General features: G+C 46.1%; 19 protein-coding genes. All 19 read right to left on the bottom strand.

Translation table 11 applies throughout. The features are described from left to right. Positions 1 to 5: 5 nt before the first annotated feature. The 19 genes from dxr to fliR all read right to left on the bottom strand — a co-directional run bounded on the left by dxr (position 6) and on the right by fliR (position 18,133). A complete protein-coding gene (gene dxr, locus NYE62_RS08430) occupies positions 6 to 1,157 on the bottom strand; it encodes a 1-deoxy-D-xylulose-5-phosphate reductoisomerase (RefSeq protein WP_003154208.1) in 1,152 nt (383 codons plus the stop codon). A gap of 55 nt (positions 1,158 to 1,212) precedes the next feature. Beyond that, positions 1,213 to 2,010, bottom strand: a complete 798-nt coding sequence (locus tag NYE62_RS08425; RefSeq protein ID WP_007409796.1) for a phosphatidate cytidylyltransferase — start codon at positions 2,008 to 2,010, stop codon at positions 1,213 to 1,215. Between the two features lie 3 nt (positions 2,011 to 2,013). Beyond that, positions 2,014 to 2,796: an isoprenyl transferase gene (locus tag NYE62_RS08420; RefSeq protein WP_342497357.1), complete on the bottom strand. Its 783-nt coding sequence runs from the start codon at positions 2,794 to 2,796 to the stop codon at positions 2,014 to 2,016. Between the two features lie 125 nt (positions 2,797 to 2,921). Further along, complete coding sequence (gene frr / locus NYE62_RS08415; RefSeq protein WP_003154212.1) at positions 2,922 to 3,479, bottom strand: ribosome recycling factor; 558 nt, start codon at positions 3,477 to 3,479, stop codon at positions 2,922 to 2,924. A 2-nt stretch (positions 3,480 to 3,481) separates the two neighbouring features. After that, positions 3,482 to 4,204, bottom strand: coding sequence for a UMP kinase (gene pyrH, locus NYE62_RS08410; protein WP_003154213.1), 723 nt, complete (start codon positions 4,202 to 4,204; stop codon positions 3,482 to 3,484). Positions 4,205 to 4,349: 145 nt separating this feature from the next. Further along, positions 4,350 to 5,231 carry a translation elongation factor Ts gene (gene tsf / locus NYE62_RS08405; RefSeq protein WP_007611455.1) on the bottom strand — a complete coding sequence of 294 codons (882 nt, stop codon included), beginning with the start codon at positions 5,229 to 5,231 and terminating at the stop codon, positions 4,350 to 4,352. 99 nt (positions 5,232 to 5,330) lie between these two features. Beyond that, positions 5,331 to 6,071, bottom strand: a complete 741-nt coding sequence (gene rpsB, locus NYE62_RS08400; RefSeq protein ID WP_003154215.1) for a 30S ribosomal protein S2 — start codon at positions 6,069 to 6,071, stop codon at positions 5,331 to 5,333. A gap of 143 nt (positions 6,072 to 6,214) precedes the next feature. Further along, complete coding sequence (locus tag NYE62_RS08395) at positions 6,215 to 6,682, bottom strand: hypothetical protein (protein WP_040238143.1); 468 nt, start codon at positions 6,680 to 6,682, stop codon at positions 6,215 to 6,217. A 27-nt stretch (positions 6,683 to 6,709) separates the two neighbouring features. Further along, complete coding sequence (gene sigD, locus NYE62_RS08390) at positions 6,710 to 7,474, bottom strand: RNA polymerase sigma-28 factor SigD (protein WP_003154217.1); 765 nt, start codon at positions 7,472 to 7,474, stop codon at positions 6,710 to 6,712. Between the two features lie 26 nt (positions 7,475 to 7,500). Next, a complete protein-coding gene (cheD, locus tag NYE62_RS08385; RefSeq protein ID WP_003154219.1) occupies positions 7,501 to 8,001 on the bottom strand; it encodes a chemoreceptor glutamine deamidase CheD in 501 nt (166 codons plus the stop codon). Then, complete coding sequence (gene cheC, locus NYE62_RS08380; protein WP_003154222.1) at positions 7,998 to 8,627, bottom strand: CheY-P phosphatase CheC; 630 nt, start codon at positions 8,625 to 8,627, stop codon at positions 7,998 to 8,000. Before cheC ends, cheD begins: the two co-directional genes overlap by 4 nt. A 15-nt stretch (positions 8,628 to 8,642) precedes the next feature. After that, positions 8,643 to 9,116, bottom strand: a complete 474-nt coding sequence (gene cheW, locus NYE62_RS08375) for a chemotaxis protein CheW (protein ID WP_003154225.1) — start codon at positions 9,114 to 9,116, stop codon at positions 8,643 to 8,645. Positions 9,117 to 9,138: 22 nt separating this feature from the next. Further along, a complete protein-coding gene (cheA, locus tag NYE62_RS08370) occupies positions 9,139 to 11,157 on the bottom strand; it encodes a chemotaxis protein CheA (RefSeq protein WP_144664695.1) in 2,019 nt (672 codons plus the stop codon). Positions 11,158 to 11,162: 5 nt separating this feature from the next. Next, entirely contained in the window at positions 11,163 to 12,230 is a 1,068-nt protein-coding gene (locus NYE62_RS08365) for a chemotaxis response regulator protein-glutamate methylesterase (protein WP_047935716.1), read from the bottom strand. Beyond that, positions 12,227 to 13,120 carry a MinD/ParA family protein gene (locus tag NYE62_RS08360; RefSeq protein ID WP_020955825.1) on the bottom strand — a complete coding sequence of 298 codons (894 nt, stop codon included), beginning with the start codon at positions 13,118 to 13,120 and terminating at the stop codon, positions 12,227 to 12,229. Before NYE62_RS08360 ends, NYE62_RS08365 begins: the two co-directional genes overlap by 4 nt. After that, positions 13,117 to 14,208, bottom strand: a complete 1,092-nt coding sequence (flhF, locus tag NYE62_RS08355; RefSeq protein ID WP_144664696.1) for a flagellar biosynthesis protein FlhF — start codon at positions 14,206 to 14,208, stop codon at positions 13,117 to 13,119. The genes NYE62_RS08360 and flhF overlap by 4 nt, the downstream gene beginning before the upstream one ends. Continuing rightward, entirely contained in the window at positions 14,208 to 16,241 is a 2,034-nt protein-coding gene (flhA, locus tag NYE62_RS08350) for a flagellar biosynthesis protein FlhA (RefSeq protein ID WP_007409788.1), read from the bottom strand. The genes flhF and flhA overlap by 1 nt, the downstream gene beginning before the upstream one ends. Positions 16,242 to 16,274: 33 nt before the next feature. Further along, positions 16,275 to 17,354: a flagellar biosynthesis protein FlhB gene (flhB, locus tag NYE62_RS08345; RefSeq protein WP_007409787.1), complete on the bottom strand. Its 1,080-nt coding sequence runs from the start codon at positions 17,352 to 17,354 to the stop codon at positions 16,275 to 16,277. Next, entirely contained in the window at positions 17,354 to 18,133 is a 780-nt protein-coding gene (gene fliR / locus NYE62_RS08340; RefSeq protein ID WP_003154233.1) for a flagellar biosynthetic protein FliR, read from the bottom strand. The genes flhB and fliR overlap by 1 nt, the downstream gene beginning before the upstream one ends. Between the last annotated feature and the right edge of the window lie 4 nt (positions 18,134 to 18,137).

The following is an 18,137-nucleotide window of genomic DNA, read 5'->3' as shown; positions in this document are numbered from 1 at the left end:
CCACCTTATGTGAGTATTGAATTAACGTATCCCCGGGTGTCTTTGTCCACTTCTTGGATATCCGCAAGACTCGGATCCTGAATTACGCTGTGGCGGTCCAATGCTTTTTCAATCAGGTCCTCAATCGATAAGAATGAAATCCGTCCGGCAAGAAAAGCGGCAACGGCTTCTTCGTTGGCCGCATTTAAAACCGTCGGCATCGTTCCCCCTATTTTACCTGATTCAAAGGCAAATTGTAAGCAGCGGAACCTTTCAAAGTCAGCTTTCGCAAAATGGAGGCTTCCGATCTCCCATAATTCAAGCCTTTTTGTTTCAGGCAGAGGCAGCCGGTCCGGATATGTCAGCGCATATTGAATCGGCACCCTCATGTCCGGATTTCCGAGCTGGGCGATGACGCTTCTGTCGTGAAATTCAACCATCGAATGAATGATGCTCTCCTTATGTAATACAACGTCAATCTGTTCATACGGAATGTCAAACAGCCAATGCGCCTCAATGACTTCAAGTCCTTTATTCATCATTGTAGCCGAGTCAATCGTAATTTTTGCACCCATCGACCAGTTCGGGTGGTTAAGGGCGTCGGCAATCGTTACAGACTCAAGCTCCTGCCGCGTTTTATCTCTGAAACTGCCGCCGGATGCCGTAATGATCAGGCGCTCGATATTTTTGCTCTGTTCGCCTTGCAGCGCCTGAAAAATAGCGGAATGTTCGCTGTCAACCGGAAGAAGAGGAACACCGTATCGTTTTGCGTGTCCTTTCACTATATGCCCGGCAGTGACGAGAGTTTCCTTATTTGCAAGCGCAATTGTTTTTTTCTGTTCAATCGCTTTCAAAGTCGGGATTAAACCGACGCTTCCAAGCAGCGCATTGACCACGATATCCACTTCGTCCATGACTGCCGCTTCAATCAGGCCTTCTTCTCCGATGCCGATTTGACATTCATGAGAAAAAGACGCTTCTTTCACTTTTTGGTATGTATCCATGTCGCCGACTGCTACATATTTCGGCTGAAACGTTCTGATCAACGGGATCGCTTTCTCGGCGTTTTTACCGAAAGTCATCGAGACGAGACGGAACTGATCTTGATGCATGCGCAATACGTCTAACGTCTGCTCCCCTATTGATCCTGTTGCTCCTAAAAGACAAATATTCTTCAAAATGCCACTCCCATTCTATGCGTCCAGATCGGTCTTATTTTCATATTAGCCTTTCTCATGAAAAAAGCGCAAGCAGAAAGTATAAGAACGGCATGACAAACAAAAAGCTGTCAAATCGATCTAAAATGCCGCCGTGCCCGGGAAGGATTTTTCCCGAATCCTTCACATCATAGTGCCGCTTAAGCGCTGATTCAACCAAATCCCCGATCTGTCCGAATACAGACAGAACAAGCGTGATGACCAATAGAACCGGGTATGAAATCGGAAGGTGCGCAAACAGCTGAAAAACAGCCGTAAAAATAAGGGCGATGACAATACCGCCGAGAAACCCTTCCACCGTTTTGTTGGGACTGATTTCGGGCCACAGCTTCCGCTTCCCGAGCGACTTTCCGACGAAATATGCGCCTGAGTCCGTTGACCATATGACAACGCAGGCATAAAAGATATACAAAAGCCCGTTTGTTTCAATGTTTCTGATTTCAATAAAATAATGAAAACACAGTCCGATATATACCGTCGCGAGAACGATAAACCCGACTTCGTCAAACGTAAAGGTGTTTTTCACGAGCACCGTATAGCTGAGCAGAATCAATACAGCGAAAATCGTTACTTCCATTTTCGCATCGAAAAAATGATATTTGTCCGGCATCATATACAGCCATAACAACAAGAGGCTGATCAGACCCGGAAAAGAAAAAAATCTGAGCTTTTTCATCCGCAAAAGCTCAAAAAGCGCTATACTTCCCATCACGTAAACAAATACGGTGAACGGCAATCCTCCGAAAATAACCAAAAATAAAAATAATGCCGCTGCCAGAACACCTGTTAACAATCTTTGTTTCATTTCCACCATCCTCTAAATTCCGCCAAACCTCCGGCCCCGCTGCTGAAATTCTCCCACTGCCTGCAGAAAGTGATCTTCTTTAAAATCGGGCCACAGGACATCTGTAAAAACAAATTCACTGTAAGCCACCTGCCAAAGCATAAAGTTGCTCAATCTGATTTCTCCGCTCGTTCTGATGAGCAGCTCCGGGTCCTGGATTGATTCTGTCATTAAATGCCCGGAAAAGAGCGCTTCATCAATGTCTTCGATATTCAGCGTGCCGCTTTTCACCTGTTCAGCCAGTGCTTTTGCCGCATTGACGATTTCCGTGCGTCCGCCGTAGTTCAAAGCGAAATTGAGAATCAGCCCGTCATTTTGTTCTGTATCTTTTACGGCCTTCTCAATCGCCCTGTACGTATGAGAAGGGAGCGCGGATTCATCTCCGATAATTTTCACCTGTACATTTTCCTCTATTAATTCAGGAAGATACGTATTCAGGAACTCTTCCGGAAGCTTCATCAAAAAGTCGACTTCCATCTTCGGGCGCTTCCAGTTCTCCGTTGAAAACGCATAAAGAGTCAGAAATTTAACGCCGAGCTGACTTGCGAGCTTTGTCACCCTTTTTACCACTTTCATTCCTTCATGATGTCCTGCAATCCGAGGGAGTGAACGCTTCTTCGCCCAGCGTCCGTTTCCGTCCATAATAATGGCAATGTGTGCGGGAATTTCACCCTTCAGTATGTCTTCTTTTGTATACCGTTCTAAGTTGGAAGCCGCATTCTGCTGATTCTTCCAATTTTTGAGTATGTTGAGCATGAGATTCCTCCGTCACCCAAAAAGGTTGCGTTGCTGATGATCAATGTAATCAACAGTATTAACAAAAAAACCCCCTGTAAACATGAGAGGGTCTTTTCACATTATCTATTGTACATAGTTTTTCATTAAACTTCCATGATTTCTTTTTCTTTGTCCTTTGTGACGCTGTCAATTTTTGACACATATTCATCTGTCAGCTTTTGAACGTCTTCACTGGAAGCACGAAGCTCGTCTTCTGTAATGTCTCCGTTTTTCTCAAGTTTTTTGAGGTCATCGTTGCTGTCACGGCGGACATTACGGACTGCTACTTTCGCTTCTTCCGCGTATTTTTTCACGACTTTGACAAGTTCTTTACGTCTTTCTTCCGTCAGAGCCGGGATCGCGATGCGGATAATTGTGCCGTCACTTGTCGGCGTTACGCCAAGATCAGCTTTCAGAATCGCTTTTTCAATATCGCCGATTGCCGTTTTGTCATACGGTGTGACAACAAGCATACGCGCTTCAGGCACATTGATGGAAGACAGCTGGTTTAAAGGTGTTTGGGCACCGTAGTATTCTACTGTCACTTTATCCAATAGAGATGGGTTGGCACGTCCTGCGCGGACTGACGCCAATTCGCGTGAATAAGCGGCAACCGCTTTTTCCATGCGTTCTTTTGTTTGTGTTAATACTTCGTTTGACAACGTTATTTCCCCCTTACGATCGTTCCGATTGATTCGCCGATTACGGCACGCTTAATATTTCCTTCTTCCATAATAGAAAAGACGATCAGCGGAATATCATTATCCATACATAGTGAAGAAGCCGTAGAATCCATGACTTCCAGCCCGTCTTTTAACACATCGAGATAAGATAATTTTTCGTATTTAACGGCTGACTCATCTTTTCTCGGATCAGCATTATACACACCGTCGACATTATTTTTCGCCATTAAGATCACGTCCGCTTCAATTTCAGCGGCACGCAGCGCTGCGGTTGTGTCCGTAGAGAAATAAGGGTTTCCTGTTCCCGCGGCAAAAATAACAACGCGTTTTTTCTCCAGGTGGCGGATGGCTTTTCTTCTGATGTAAGGCTCAGCGACCTGACGCATTTCAATTGATGTCTGCACTCTGGACTGAATTCCGAGCGTTTCCAGGCTGTCCTGCAGGGCAAGTGAGTTCATGACAGTAGCAAGCATGCCCATATAATCGGCCGTCGCACGGTCCATTCCTAAGTCACTGCCCGTTTTTCCGCGCCATAAGTTGCCGCCGCCTACGACTACGGCCACTTCGACGTCAAGCTCAGCGATTTCTTTTACCTGTTTAGCGATGGATTGGATGACAGTCGGATTAATGCCGTTTCCCTGCTCTCCTGCCAATGCTTCTCCGCTAAGCTTTAAAACGATACGATTGTATTTTGGTTTTTCCATAATAACCTCCAAGTGTAAACATTGCCGTTTCCTATTATGCAAGAGAAAAAAAGGTTTGTAAATATAGTTTTAAAAATAGGGAACACAAGTAGTGTCCCCTATACTGCCTGAAAAGCCGCGAAAGATTCGCCAAGGCTTTCCGCCATTATTTTTTCACTTGGTTCATAACTTCTTCAGCAAAGTTTTCTTGGCGTTTTTCAATACCTTCTCCAACTTCGTAGCGGACGTAAGTTTTAACAGATGCGTTTTTCGCAGCCACAACTTGTTTCACTTTTTCGTCTGGGTTTTTAACGAAAGCTTGGTCTAATAAGCAAATTTCTTCGAAGAATTTGTTCAGACGGCCTTCAACCATTTTAGCTACGATGTTTTCCGGTTTGCCTTCTTGAAGAGCTTGCTGAGTCAGAATCTGACGCTCATGGTTTGCTTCTTCTTCAGACACTTGGTCGCGGGAAATGTAACGAGGATTTACCGCTGCAACATGCATCGCAATGTCTTTTGCAAGATCTTCGTCAGTTGTTCCGCTAAGAACGGATAATACGCCGATGCGGCCTCCCATGTGAAGGTAAGCACCGAACGCTTCGCTGTCTTCTTTTGAAATAACAGCAAAACGGCGAAGAGTGATTTTCTCTCCGATTTTAGCAACGTTGCTTGTGATGTATTCTTCAACAGTAGAACCGTTTTCCATCTTTTGACCCATTGCTTCTTCAAGATCAGCAGGAGCGTTTGCAAGAAGGTGGTCAGCAAGCGTGTTCAGAAGCTCTTTGAAGCCTTCGTTTTTCGCAACGAAATCAGTTTCAGAGTTTACTTCTAAGATAACGCCTTTGTTGCCGTCAGTTTTAATAAGAGTAGAACCTTCAGCAGCGATACGGTCAGCTTTTTTAGCCGCTTTCGCAATTCCTTTTTCTCTCAGAAGGTCGATTGCTTTGTCCATATCTCCGTCAGTTTCAGTCAATGCTTTTTTACAGTCCATCATACCAGCGCCTGTTTTTTGACGCAGTTCTTTTACCTGCTGTGCAGTAATAGCCATTTGAATTCCTCCTTATATGTGTAAACAAGATATGTATAGATACATTTTTCTTGAAAAAAGGTGATAAAAGGCAGTCCCTCTTATCACCTTTTGATTAGGTTACGCAGTTGTCGTTTCTGTTTCAGGTGCAGTCTCTTCAGCAGCTTCCGCTTCTTCTTCGCCTTGCTTCGCTTCAAGAATAGCATCTGCCATTTTAGAAGTAAGAAGTTTGACAGCGCGGATTGCGTCATCGTTTGCAGGGATTACGACATCAATTTCATCAGGATCACAGTTTGTATCTACGATTCCGATGATAGGAATGTTCAATTTGCGAGCTTCCGCAACAGCGATGCGCTCTTTGCGAGGATCGATGATGAATAATGCATCAGGAAGATCCTTCATGTCTTTAATTCCGCCGAGGAATTTTTCAAGACGCTCTAATTCTTTTTTCAATTGAACAACTTCTTTTTTCGGAAGTACTTCAAATGTACCGTTTTCTTGCATTTTCTCGATGTCTTTCAGACGCTTAATGCGTTTTTGGATTGTTTCGAAGTTTGTCAGTGTACCGCCCAACCAGCGTTGGTTGACATAGTACATGCCAGAGCGTACAGCTTCTTCTTTAACAGAATCCTGAGCTTGTTTTTTTGTGCCGACGAAAAGGATTTTTCCGCCTTCAGCAGCAAGGTTTTTCGTGAAGTTGTAAGCTTCCTCTACTTTTTTCACTGTTTTTTGAAGGTCAATGATGTAGATTCCGTTACGCTCCGTGAAAATGTAACGCTTCATTTTTGGGTTCCAGCGGCGTGTTTGGTGGCCGAAGTGAACACCAGCTTCAAGCAATTGTTTCATAGAAATAACTGACATGTGATTTCCTCCTAATAAAATGGTTTTTTTCCTCCGCTTAGGTCATTTTTGTGCAGAACTGCCGTTTGCAGCACCCTCTGCATAAATCGTTAAGCGTGTGTATTTAACACCAAGACATAATATAACACAGCTTTATGCGACAATCAAGAATCCTTTACAGCTTTGCCGCGAAATTTTAAAAACAGCTCGATTTCTGTCTTTCCGCTCTGCATCCGTTTGGCGATTTCCGCGGGGGTGAGCCCTTGTTCATATAATTCTGAAACACGTTTTTCAAACGAATGCGCACCGTTGTTTTCATCACTTTCAGCCCGTTCCGTTGCACTGATGAGCTTTTCCATGTGGTCCGGAATATCAGGCTCTTCTTTCGGTTCCGGCCGGGGTTCGGCATCTTCTGCGTCCGGCGCTTGACGGCTTTTTGCGTCTTCGAGTCTTTCATTTTCTTCTTTCAGCTCAAGCAGAAACGCTGCAAGGGTGTTTTCCGTCTCTTCAAGAATCTTCTTCTGCTGGCGCTCCGTCTCCTTGAGGGCTGAAAACCTCGTGTACAGAATAATGACGGCATAAAGCAGTACGCCGTGAAGCACAAAGCTTAAAAGCCATAATAGTGTTGACATGTTTTTCACTCGCTAACCATGAGTTCATTATTGAATTACTTTTTCAAGCAGATGCTTTAATTTAAACAGCGCCTTTGAATGAATCTGTGAAATCCGCGACGTCGAAAGGTTCAGGACTTGTCCGATCTCGGTCAAAGTCAGTTCTTCTTTATAGAATAAACTGACGACAAGCTGCTCTTTTTCAGAGAGCTCGTGAATTTTGCCCGCAAGCTGAGCGATCAGCTCGTCCTTCATGATTTTTTCTTCCGGCGGCACATTTTTGTCATCTCTGATCATCACTTGAATATTCTCACCGTCATCCTGGTCGTGAAGCTTTTCATCAATTGATAAGAGATTGGCAAAAAACCCTTCATTCATCGTTGATACTACGTCCTGCTCCGTCATCCCCAGCTCTTCTGCGATCTCTGAAGGAGTCACATTCCGAAGGTAGCGCTGTTCAAGTTTTTCGATCGCCGCTTCGACTTTTTTTGTCTTCTCCCGTGAAGTTCTGGGCAGCCAATCTTCTTTACGCAGCCCGTCGATGATTGCACCGCGAATTCTAAACGAGGCATAGGTATCAAATTTTAAATCCCGGCCGGGGTCAAATTTTTCCAGGGCATCATATAAACCAAGCATACCAAGGCTCATTAGATCGTCTTTATGCACCGATTTCGGCAGTCCGACGGAAATTCTGCCGACATGATATGTGACCAGCGGCATGTAACGGCGCATTAAATCATCACCGGCTTTAGGATCTTTCCACTCTTTCCAGCGCGACCAAAGCACCTGATCTTCATAATTCAAGGATTGCATTGTTATCCCCCTACCTCATACCTTTATTAAATCGTTGTTTCACCTTGTTTAACAGTTCGAATGTGCAGCATGCAGGACTTTGGCTCAAATTCAATCGTCCGGCCGCTTGAGCCGCCCGTATCTTCACTGATGACCGGAATGTTATACAATGAAAGCTGCTCTTTGATGGCCGCTACATTCCTCGGACCGATTTTCATCAGGTCGTTTGTCATTTTAAACTTAAACATCTCCGCTCCCCCGGCGAGTTTTGCCTTCAGGGCAAACTTGCGGCAGCCGGCTTTCAAAAGCATATCAATCGTCATCTTAACGGCGGTGTCCGCGTATTTTGCACGGTTGAGCTCCGCCGTTTTTGATAAACCGGAGTCCGGCAGCATGACGTGAACGAGTCCTGCCGTTTGTTTGTCTTTATCGTATAAAACCAGCCCTACGCATGAACCGAGTCCCGAGGTCCGGATTTTATCCGGGTAACGCGCGACTTGAACATCCGCAATCCCCACTTTAACGACTGCGGCTTCCGCACGGCTCATAAAGCCGCACCCAATGAGACGAAGAGCTTTTCAAAAGAATCATAGTCCGGGAGCATAAACATGTGGGCTTTGAGCTCCTGCCGGCTGCCCTGGTCAAAAATAGAAGTATCCACGACAATGGCATGCTCTCCGACTTGGCTGAGCTCCATCAGCCCTTCACTGATAACCGCGCCGAACATATCAAGTGAGATTTCCGGCACGCTCGGGTAAATCTCAAGCTTTGTCAAATCAGCCAATGCCGTTAAATAGGAACCTGCTAAAATATTGCCGAACTCATGTAAAGCAGAAGAACTCAAATGATCTTCACCCAACTGGTCAATATCAAAATCCGGATTTCCGATCAGCTCTCTGATAAACTGTTCCGCCTGATGGAAAGGCATGATGAGAAAGATAGAGCCGGTCATGTCGCCTTCCATTCTTAAAAAGATACTGGCGACCGGCGTTTCAGCCCCGCCGAAAAAATCAGCGAGCTCATCAAATGTCAATAAAGTCGCAAACGGCACTTCCATGTCTATCTTTCTGTTCAGCAGCTGAGCCATTGCAGAAGCCGAGTGACCCGCCCCGATATTTCCGACTTCCCGCAAAATATCCATCTGCTCTTCTTTGATCGCTTCAAACTTACTCATGTTGTCTTTTCCCCTTTAAGCATTAGGCTCTCCGGACGCAGATGCCGAAGCACCTTTATCCAGTACCGCATGCGCATCGATAATATTGAGGAGCCTGTTATCTTGCTTGACGATCTGTTTAATCCACACATCCGTTTCCTTTGTCTGGCTTTCAGGCGCGGATTCGATTTCATTTTCATGCACGGTGATGACGTCATTGGCCTCATCCACGACCCATCCGACATCGGCGTCACGATAAGAAATGATGATAATCCGAGTCTCTTCTGTGATGTCCTGTTCAGGCTGATTCAGACGTTTTCTTAAATCAAGAACCGGGGTAATCACTCCGCGCAGATTGATAACGCCGCGGATATAAGATTCCACACCCGGGACCCTCGTCGGTTTTTGCCACTTTTCAATTGATTTCACCTGGGAAACTGAGATAGCGTATTCTTTCCCGTTTATCATAAACACAATCATTTTTTCACCTGTTTTGATTTCAGCAGTCATTCGGGCACCTCCTCGTGTCGTTTTAGTAGATCAGCGCATTGCAATCAATAATCAGCGCCACTTCTCCGTTTCCGAGAATCGTAGCGCCGGAAATCGCAAAGACGTTCGTCAAATAGTCGCCGAGTGATTTCAGTACGACTTCCTGCTGTCCGATAAAAGAATCCACGACAAAAGCAGTGGATTTATCGCCCTTTTTCACGACGATTACATGGAACTGATCGGCATCCTGTTTTGAATCCGTAATGCCGAATTCTTTTTTCAGATAGACGATCGGAACGATTTGGCCTCTGAAATCAATCACTTCTCTGTCATGCGTCTGCAGGATATCTTTCTTATCAATAACAGCCGTCTCTATAATAGAAGAAATCGGTATCGCAAACGTCTCTTCTTCCAGTTTAATGAGAAGAACGGATATAATTGAAAGTGTCAGCGGAAGCTGGATACTGAAAAGAGAACCTTGACCTTCCGCGGATTTGACACTGACAGAGCCGCCGAGTGATTCGAGTTTATTTTTTACGACATCCAGGCCGACGCCCCGCCCTGAAATGTCAGAAATTTGATCGGCAGTCGAGAAGCCCGGAGCAAAAATAAGCTCGTAAATCTCATTATCTTCAAGCGTTTCAGCATCACGTTCGGTGATTACACTCCGCTCGAGCGCTTTTTCAAGAATTTTCTTTCTGTTCAGGCCGGCCCCGTCATCTTCAACCTCAATAAAGACGTGGTTGCCGCTGTGATATGCCTTAAGCACGACATGACCTGATTCCGGTTTTCCTTTATTCACCCGCACTTCAGGCGATTCAATGCCGTGATCGATGCTGTTTCTGATTAAATGAACAAGCGGATCGCCGATTTCATCAATCACCGTGCGGTCCAGCTCCGTTTCAGCTCCGATGATGGACAATTCGATTTTCTTGTTTAATTCCTTTTGAAGCTGGCGGATCATTCTCGGGAAACGGTTAAAGACGGTTTCTACCGGCACCATCCGCATATTAAGAATAATAGACTGAAGGTCGCCCGAGATTCTGGTCAGGCGTTCAACGGTTTCAGTCAGCTCATTGTGGTCAAGCTCTTTGGCGATCTGCTCAAGACGTCCGCGGTCAATGACAAGTTCTTCAAAAAGGTTCATTGAAGAATCCAGTCTTTCAATGTTGACGCGAATCGTTTTCGAGCCGCTGTGATGCTTCGGCTGTTCTTCCGTTTTCGCTTGCGGCTTAGGCTGTTTCTCAGCCTTTTTAACCGGAGCTTCCTTCACCGGTTCAGCCGCTTGCGGTTTTTCGGCCGTTTTTAACGGCGCACCGGCAGAAATTTCGACATTCTCCACTTCTGAAATGCCGCTGATGAGTTCTTTAATTTCTTCAGCAGGCTGCTTTGTTAAGAAACACACCTGAAAATCCGTTCCGAAATCTTCCGTCTCAAGCACTTCCGCGGCGGGTATCGTTTTTGCGACTTCCCCGGCTTCATTCAGCTTCTCAAATATCATGTACACGCGCACGGCTTTGAGCATGCAGCTTTCATTCAGGGAAATCGTTATTTCATAGCGGCTGAATCCTTGCTCTTCCGCCTCTTCAATAACAGTCCGTTCGAACTCGTCATAATCCCATTCAGTTGAAGCCTGTTGTTTTGAAGCCGGCGGTTCTGCTGTTTCGGCTGAAGCCGCAGTCTCATGCACCGCATTTACGTCGAGCTTCGCACTCACTTCAGAAATATCACGTTTGCCGTCTCCTCCGTCAATAATGGACTGCACCATCTCTTCAAGATGATCAAGCGCTTCAAACAGCACATCCAGCCAATCTGATGTAACGGGCATTTCTCCGTTGCGGATGGCGTCCAGCACATTTTCCATCAGGTGGGTTAAATGCGCCAGATCTGTATATCCCATCGTTGCGCTCATGCCTTTCAGCGTATGGGCAGCTCTGAAGATGTCATGCACAAGCTGAAGGTCTGCCGGATCTTTTTCCAACAGCAGCAGCTTTTCGTTACATGTCTGTAAGTGCTCTTTACTTTCATCAATAAAGACATCTAAATATTGATTCATATCCAATTGATTCACACCCTCTCTTTTTTCACACATCCGGTGATGGATGCCGCGATATCTTCCACATGTTTAATCTCATGAATGAGGCCCGCCTTTATCGCTGACTTCGGCATTCCGAACACAACACAGGATTCGTCCGATTCCGCAATCGTTTTAACGCTGCCTGTTCTGAGCATTTCTTTTACGCCCTCGGTTCCGTCGCTGCCCATGCCTGTCATAATGACGGCTACCTTTTCGTAATCGGATAAGCGGCTTGCCGAACGAAACAAATAATCGGCTGACGGTTTATGCCGGCTTTCCGTATCATGAACGTCAAGAATGATGCGGAGCCTTCCGCCTTCCTCTGCAACCGTCATATTTTTTCCGCCGGGCGCGATGTACACCCATCCGTCTTTCGCTTCTTCACCGTTTTCCGCTTCTTTGACCTGAATATCTGACAAATGGTTGAGTCTGTCTGCAAGTGAAGCGGTGAAGCCTTCAGGCATGTGCTGAACGACAAATACAGGCGCCTTTAAATCCTTCGGCAGTTTCGGAATCACCTTTTGCAGAGCCCGCGGTCCGCCTGTAGAGGTCGCGATGAATACGGCCTGCTTGGCGGATCTTACTTTCGGTCTTTCAAATCCCGCCAAAGCCGGACGTTCCGGGATAGAAGACTCTTTCACTGCCGCCTCAGGTTTTTGTGCGCGGGACAGCCCGGCTGCAATCACCCTCTCAATCAGCTGCTCTTTAATTTTATAAAGATCAAGTGAAATTGCTCCGGAAGGCTTGGTGATAAAATCAAAAGCGCCCATTTCCAGGCAGTTGATCGTTCGGTCCTTCCCTTGCTGTGTCTGGCTCGATACCATGATGACGGGAAGTTTATATATGCTGATGATCTTCCGCAATGTATCCGTTCCGTTCATGACCGGCATTTCAATATCAAGCGTGACAACATCCGGTTTGAGAAGCTCTATTTTCTTCAGCGCCTCTTCCCCGTTTCTGGCTGTCCCGATGACTTCTATCTGCACTTCCGCAGCCAGAAAATCGGTAATCATCTTTCTCATAAAAGCTGAGTCATCAACGACAAGCACACGAATCACTGTAAAGTCCTCCTCAATAAAAAAGAAGATAATCTCTCAATAAATGCCGGTTTCTCTTCTCTTGGTTTGTTTTCTTCCGTTTGAAACAAGACATCCGTCAGAAGACGGACGGACCTGCTGGCTTTTGCTTGAGGACTTTTTATTAAAAAAGGCACCTGGTCAATGACGGCTTGACTTACTAACGGGTCATCGGGTATGGAGCCGGCGAAACGCACCTCCGCGCCTAAAAACGTGTGAATCGCATGAGAAAGGCGGTTGTACGTGTCCAGCGCCTGTTTTTGGGCGCGGGCGCGATTGACGGCAATGTTTACAGTCAGCCGTTCATCCGCGAGCAAAAGATGTTTGATCGCGCTGTAAGCATCCATAATGGCCGTCGGCTCAGGCGTTGTCACGGCGAGAATGTCTTCCGCCGATAAAATAAACGGCAGCTGTTCTTTTGAAAGTCCCGCTCCCATATCAAACAGAACGTAATCAAAATCGCTTAATACAGCGGAAAGACCATTCATAAAAGCCGACCACTTCTCTCTGTCTGCTTGATAGATCGCCTCAAGCCCCGTTCCTCCGGATATGTAGCGAAGGCCTTTCGGACCGGAGGACAGTGATTGCGCCAACGCGTGCCGATTCTCCATCACATCAATAATGGTGCGGGAAGAAGCAGCGCCGATCAGCACATCAATGTTGCCCATTCCGATGTCAAGATCAATGATGAGTGCTTTTTTTCCTTTTTCCTGCAGGGCAACTGCCATGTTTAATGTTAAATTAGATTTTCCGACGCCGCCTTTACCGCTGATGACGGCTAATGTCTTCGCTTTTTTCTCATAAAGCTCCGGCTTGATCATTTGCCGCTCTCTCATTTTCCTTCTTAATGACTCTGCCTGATCGGGTTTCATGTCAAAAGCATCCTTACAAACTCTTTTGGTGAAGCCGATAGGATGTCTTCAGGCACATCCTGTCCATTTGTCAAATAGGCGGCGCCGATTCTTGATTCCGACAGCACTTGAAACACGGAGCCGAGTGAGGCGGTTTCATCCGCTTTCGTGAAAATGAATTGATTGACCGGCACACCTGAAAACTGTTTCAGCACCTGTTTCATATCTTCATATTTTGCAGATGCGGATAATACGAGAAAGGATTGTAAGCCTGATTCAAACGGAATCATCTCTTGTAATTCCGTAATATACTGCTCTTCTTTAAAGTTTCTACCGGCTGTATCAATGAAAACATGGTCATATTCAGCGAATTTTTCCAGTGCCTTCAGACATTCTTCCTTTGAATAGCATACTTCAAGAGGAGCCTGAAGCAGCTCCGCATATGTCTTCAGCTGCTCGACTGCGGCAATCCGGTAAGTATCCGTCGTCATAAAGGCAATTTTTTTATGCTCTGTCAGCATTGATGAGGCCGCGAGTTTCGCAAGTGTAGTCGTTTTGCCGGCCCCGGTTGAACCGAAAAGCACGACGTATTTTGATTGAATCCCTTCCTGCCACCTGTCTGCCGAAGGGAGTTTTTTCACTAACAAATCCTGCAGTTTGGAGCTGACATTATCTTCAGTTAAATCTCCGGAAACAATTGAAGAACGGAGCAATTCACTGAGTACGGCGTTTTGCGTATGATCAGGAAGCCCGGCTTGCTTCAATAGTCTCTCGGCTTTTTTTAATGGTTCAGGGAACACTTCTTTAAAATGCGCCAGTTCGCCGGAAATACTTTGATCCGGAAGGCGCGGCGGCTGAACAGGCTCAGCTTTCTCCGCCGTTTTCGTCTTTTTCATTTCTTCAGCGGCAGCCGGCGGCGTTTTTCTCGCTTCCCTGACGTCACGATCTAAAACCGCTATCACTTCGACGGCCTGCTGCGACCGCAGCCCCAGCCATTTTCGTTTCTTTACTTGTTTGGAATGTAAAATAACGGCATCATTGCCAAGTTCCTTTTTGATTTGCTTCGCGGCATCCTGCATTGAAGCGGCTGTAAATTTTTTTATTTTCATTAAATATCCACCACTCCAATGCTCTGTACTTCAACATTTGCTTCCAGCTCATTATAAGAAAGAACCGGAAGATCAGGGAAATACCGTTCTAACAGCTGTTTTACATACATTCTGACAGCAGGCGAGCAAAGCAGAATCGCCGACTCCTGGCGGATGGAAAGCTGCTCGGCCTCTTTAGCGACAGAACGGATGATGCTGTCTGAAACCTCAGGGTCGAGTGACAGGTAATTGCCCTGTTCAGTCTGCTGTACCCCGTCTGCAATCGCTTTTTCCACCCGGCCTGAGCATGTGATGACCTTCAGCGTTTCATGCTCTCTCGCATATTGCGCCGTGATTTGTTTGGCAAGCGACTGTCTCGCGTATTCTGTCAAAAGATCTGAATCTGTCGTTAATCTTCCGTAATCGGCAAGAGTTTCAAAAATGGTCACCAAGTTTCTGATTGAAACTTTTTCTCTCAGCAATTTGGCAAGCACCTTTTGAATATCGCCGACAGAAAGAGGGTTTGGCGTGACTTCCTCAACAAGCACAGGATAATTTTCCTTCAGATGATCGATCAGCTGCTTGGTTTCCTGTCTGCCGACCAGTTCATGGGCATGCTGCTTAATTTTTTCTGTAATATGCGTAGATACGACTGATGCCGGATCAACAACTGTATATCCCAGCATGTCCGCTTCATCTTTTGCAGCTTCGCTGATCCATTTTGCGGGAAGTCCGAACGACGGCTCTATCGTTTCAATTCCTTCAATGACGTCATCTTCAGGCGTCGGTGACATCGCTAAGTAATGATCCAGCAGGAGCTCTCCTTTAGCGACTTCATTGCCTTTAATTTTCAATCTGTATTCATTCGGCTGGAGCGCGATGTTATCTCTGATGCGCACAACCGGAATGACAAGTCCCAATTCAAGCGCAAGCTGACGTCTGATCATGACGATGCGGTCAAGAAGATCACCGCCCTGCCCCGCGTCTGCAAGCGGCACGAGTCCGTATCCGAACTCAAATTCAATCGGATCAATATGTAAAAGCTGCACAACGCTTTCCGGGCTTTTCAGTTCATCCGCCTGAGCCTCTTCTTCAAGAATTTCTTCCTCTTCTTCGCTCGGCTTATCCGCTTTGGACAGCATGTAAGCGCCGAATGCAAGCAGACCGGCGATCGGCCCCGTCAGCAGAATGCCGATCGGTGTAAGAAGACCGAGCAAAAGTACAGTTCCCGCAGCTACATACAAGAGCTTCGGATAAGCAAACAGCTGGCCTGTAATATCATGACCGAGGTTTCCTTCAGATGCCGCTCTCGTCACGACGATCCCCGTAGCCGTTGAAATGAGCAAGGCCGGCATTTGAGAAACGATACCGTCACCGACCGTCAGCATTGTAAAGTGAGACGCAGCTTCTTGTATGCTCATCCCCTGCTGCAGCATGCCGATTACGATTCCGAAAATAATATTGATCATCACGATGATGATACCCGCGATGGCATCCCCTTTGACGAATTTGCTCGCACCGTCCATGGCGCCGTAAAAATCCGCTTCCCGGGCGACTTTTTCACGTCTGTGCTTTGCATCCTGCTCCGTAATCATGCCGGCATTTAAATCCGCGTCAATACTCATTTGCTTTCCGGGCATCGCATCGAGCGTAAATCTCGCCGCCACTTCCGATACCCGCTCGGCGCCTTTTGTAATGACGATAAACTGAATAATAATCAAGATAATGAAGACAACAAGCCCTACCAGCACATTTCCGCCGACAACGAAATTCCCGAATGTCTCAACAACCTTTCCCCCTTCTCCGTGAGAAAGAATCGAACGTGTCGTCGACACATTGAGCGAAAGCCGAAACAGCGTCAATAACAGCAGCAATGACGGGAATATCGAGAATTGCAGCGGTTCTTGCATATTCATTGTGGTGAGAAGCACGATCAACGCAAGAGAGATATTAATGATGATCAAAATACTTAACAACCATGGAGGGAATGGAATCACCAGCATTGCCACAATGAGGACAACACTTATTAAAACCGATAAATCTCTTGTTGACATGCTGTTTTTCTCTCCTTTTGAATCTGAAATTCACTATACTTTTTGTTTCGTTTTATATACATAAGCCAAAATTTCCGCAATGACTTTGAAAAACTCTTCCGGCACGGCCTGGTCAATGTCAACCTGATCATATAACGCACGCGCGAGCGGCCTGTTTTCAATCGTCATGACATCGTGTTCTTTGGCGATCTGCCTGATTTTTAATGCGAGATGGTCCACCCCTTTGGCAACAATGTAAGGGGCGTCCATTTTCTTTTCATCATATTTTAAAGCTATCGCATAATGGGTCGGGTTGGTAATGATGACATCCGCTTTCGGCACTTCCTGCATCATCCGCCTCATCGCCATTTCCCGCTGCTTCTGCTTAATTTTGGACTTGATTATCGGATCACCCTCCGATTTTTTGTATTCATCTTTTATATCCTGCTTTGACATTCTGATATTTTTCTCATAATCAAAACGCTGATATAAGTAATCAAGCCCGGCCAGCAGCATTAAAGCCCCTGATCCCGCAAGCCCCATCCAAAGAGTGAGCTTGGAAACGAAAGTGAGCACTTCCGCAGGAGTCAAAAGCGGAAGGCGGAGAATATCGCCATAATGCAGCCAGAGCACCATAAAGGCGGCAAAACCGACCACAGTAATCTTCAAAATGGATTTGACCAGTTCAACAATCGCCCTCATACTGTAAATCCGCTTAAATCCTTTCAGCGGGCTGAGCTTATTCAAGTCAGGCTTGAGGACTTCCGCAGAAAACAGAAAACCCACCTGCATGTAATTGCTCACGACACCTGCCACAAGCGCGACCAGCATAATTGGCGCGAGGATGAGGCTGATATCTTTCACCGTATCCACGAACAGTTCATGCACGGCAGATGCAGACAGATGTAATGATATCGATTTCGTATAAAACGTTTTAATAAAGGACAGCAGCCTGTCCCGCATATAAGGACCGAGCGCGATCAGCGAAAGAAAGATAATCAGTAAAGAAACGGCTGTATTCACATCCGTACTTTTCGCGACCTGTCCTTTCTTTCTTGTATCCTTCCGTTTTTTCGGCGTGGCTTTCTCCGTTTTTTCACCGGCAAAGAATTGCAGATTCAGTCTGAGCCTCATCATGTCACACCGACCAATGCCAATAGATTCCGCATGGTTTCAACGGTAAGGCTGAAGATGTTGCGGACAACGACAAACATCACCGCCATACAAACGATCAGCATAATAAAGCTCACGGCTATTTTCAGAGGAAGCCCGACAACGAAAACATTCAGCTGCGGCACCGTTCTCGCCACGATACCGAGCGCCAAATCAACTAAAAACAGACTGGCCACAACCGGCGCAGACATTTGAAAAGCGATAATAAACATGGCATTGAAGCTTTTTGCGATAAAAAGTCCAAAGTGATCATTTCCAAACGACGGAAATGCCTGATCAAGCGGGATATACTGAAAGCTGTAATAAATCCCGTCCAATAAAAGATAATGGGCGTTTACGCTGAGCATAAATAACAGCGCCAGCGTATAAACGAATTGTCCGATCAGCGGGCTTTGCGTTCCTGATTGCGGATCAATGACATTGGCGATGGAAAAGCCCATCTGAAAATCAATAAAGGAACCTGCTATCTGAATGGCTGTCATCATCATGAAAGCGATCAGCCCGAGGCTCAAGCCCACAACGGCCTCTTTTATGACAAGCAGCATATACTGTTCCCCTATTTCTATTTCCGGCGCATGTTTCAGCGTGCTGAAGCAGATCACCGAAAGAAAAAAAGCAAAGCCGATTCGGTGAACCGCCGGCAGATTCCGATGTCCGAACACCGGCACCGTTACAAAAAAAGCAGAGATTCTGATAAAGACCAATAAAAAAGCGGGAAATAAATCAATGATGGAATTCATTTGA

This window comes from Bacillus sp. FSL K6-2861 (assembly GCF_038630725.1).
Taxonomy (GTDB): domain Bacteria; phylum Bacillota; class Bacilli; order Bacillales; family Bacillaceae; genus Bacillus; species Bacillus velezensis.
Note: the sequence above shows the minus strand (reverse complement) of the source record. Positions and strands in the feature narration are given on the sequence as shown.

Bases quoted from the DNA above. Each gene is read 5' to 3' on its own strand.
- flhB (WP_007409787.1), bottom strand. From the start codon at position 17,354: ATGAGGCTCAGACTGAATCTGCAATTCTTTGCCGGTGAAAAAACGGAG.
- cheC (WP_003154222.1), bottom strand. From the start codon at position 8,627: ATGAGTAAGTTTGAAGCGATCAAAGAAGAGCAGATGGATATTTTGCGG.
- NYE62_RS08395 (WP_040238143.1), bottom strand. From the start codon at position 6,682: ATGTCAACACTATTATGGCTTTTAAGCTTTGTGCTTCACGGCGTACTG.
- cheW (WP_003154225.1), bottom strand. From the start codon at position 9,116: ATGACTGCTGAAATCAAAACAGGTGAAAAAATGATTGTGTTTATGATA.
- NYE62_RS08360 (WP_020955825.1), bottom strand. From the start codon at position 13,120: ATGAAACCCGATCAGGCAGAGTCATTAAGAAGGAAAATGAGAGAGCGG.
- flhA (WP_007409788.1), bottom strand. From the start codon at position 16,241: ATGTCAACAAGAGATTTATCGGTTTTAATAAGTGTTGTCCTCATTGTG.
- rpsB (WP_003154215.1), bottom strand. From the start codon at position 6,071: ATGTCAGTTATTTCTATGAAACAATTGCTTGAAGCTGGTGTTCACTTC.
- NYE62_RS08420 (WP_342497357.1), bottom strand. From the start codon at position 2,796: ATGCTCAACATACTCAAAAATTGGAAGAATCAGCAGAATGCGGCTTCC.
- cheD (WP_003154219.1), bottom strand. From the start codon at position 8,001: ATGAGCCGTGCGGAAGCCGCAGTCGTTAAAGTGGGGATTGCGGATGTT.
- fliR (WP_003154233.1), bottom strand. From the start codon at position 18,133: ATGAATTCCATCATTGATTTATTTCCCGCTTTTTTATTGGTCTTTATC.
- tsf (WP_007611455.1), bottom strand. From the start codon at position 5,231: ATGGCTATTACTGCACAGCAGGTAAAAGAACTGCGTCAAAAAACAGGC.
- flhF (WP_144664696.1), bottom strand. From the start codon at position 14,208: ATGAAAATAAAAAAATTTACAGCCGCTTCAATGCAGGATGCCGCGAAG.
- sigD (WP_003154217.1), bottom strand. From the start codon at position 7,474: ATGCAATCCTTGAATTATGAAGATCAGGTGCTTTGGTCGCGCTGGAAA.
- NYE62_RS08425 (WP_007409796.1), bottom strand. From the start codon at position 2,010: ATGGTGGAAATGAAACAAAGATTGTTAACAGGTGTTCTGGCAGCGGCA.
- pyrH (WP_003154213.1), bottom strand. From the start codon at position 4,204: ATGGAAAAACCAAAATACAATCGTATCGTTTTAAAGCTTAGCGGAGAA.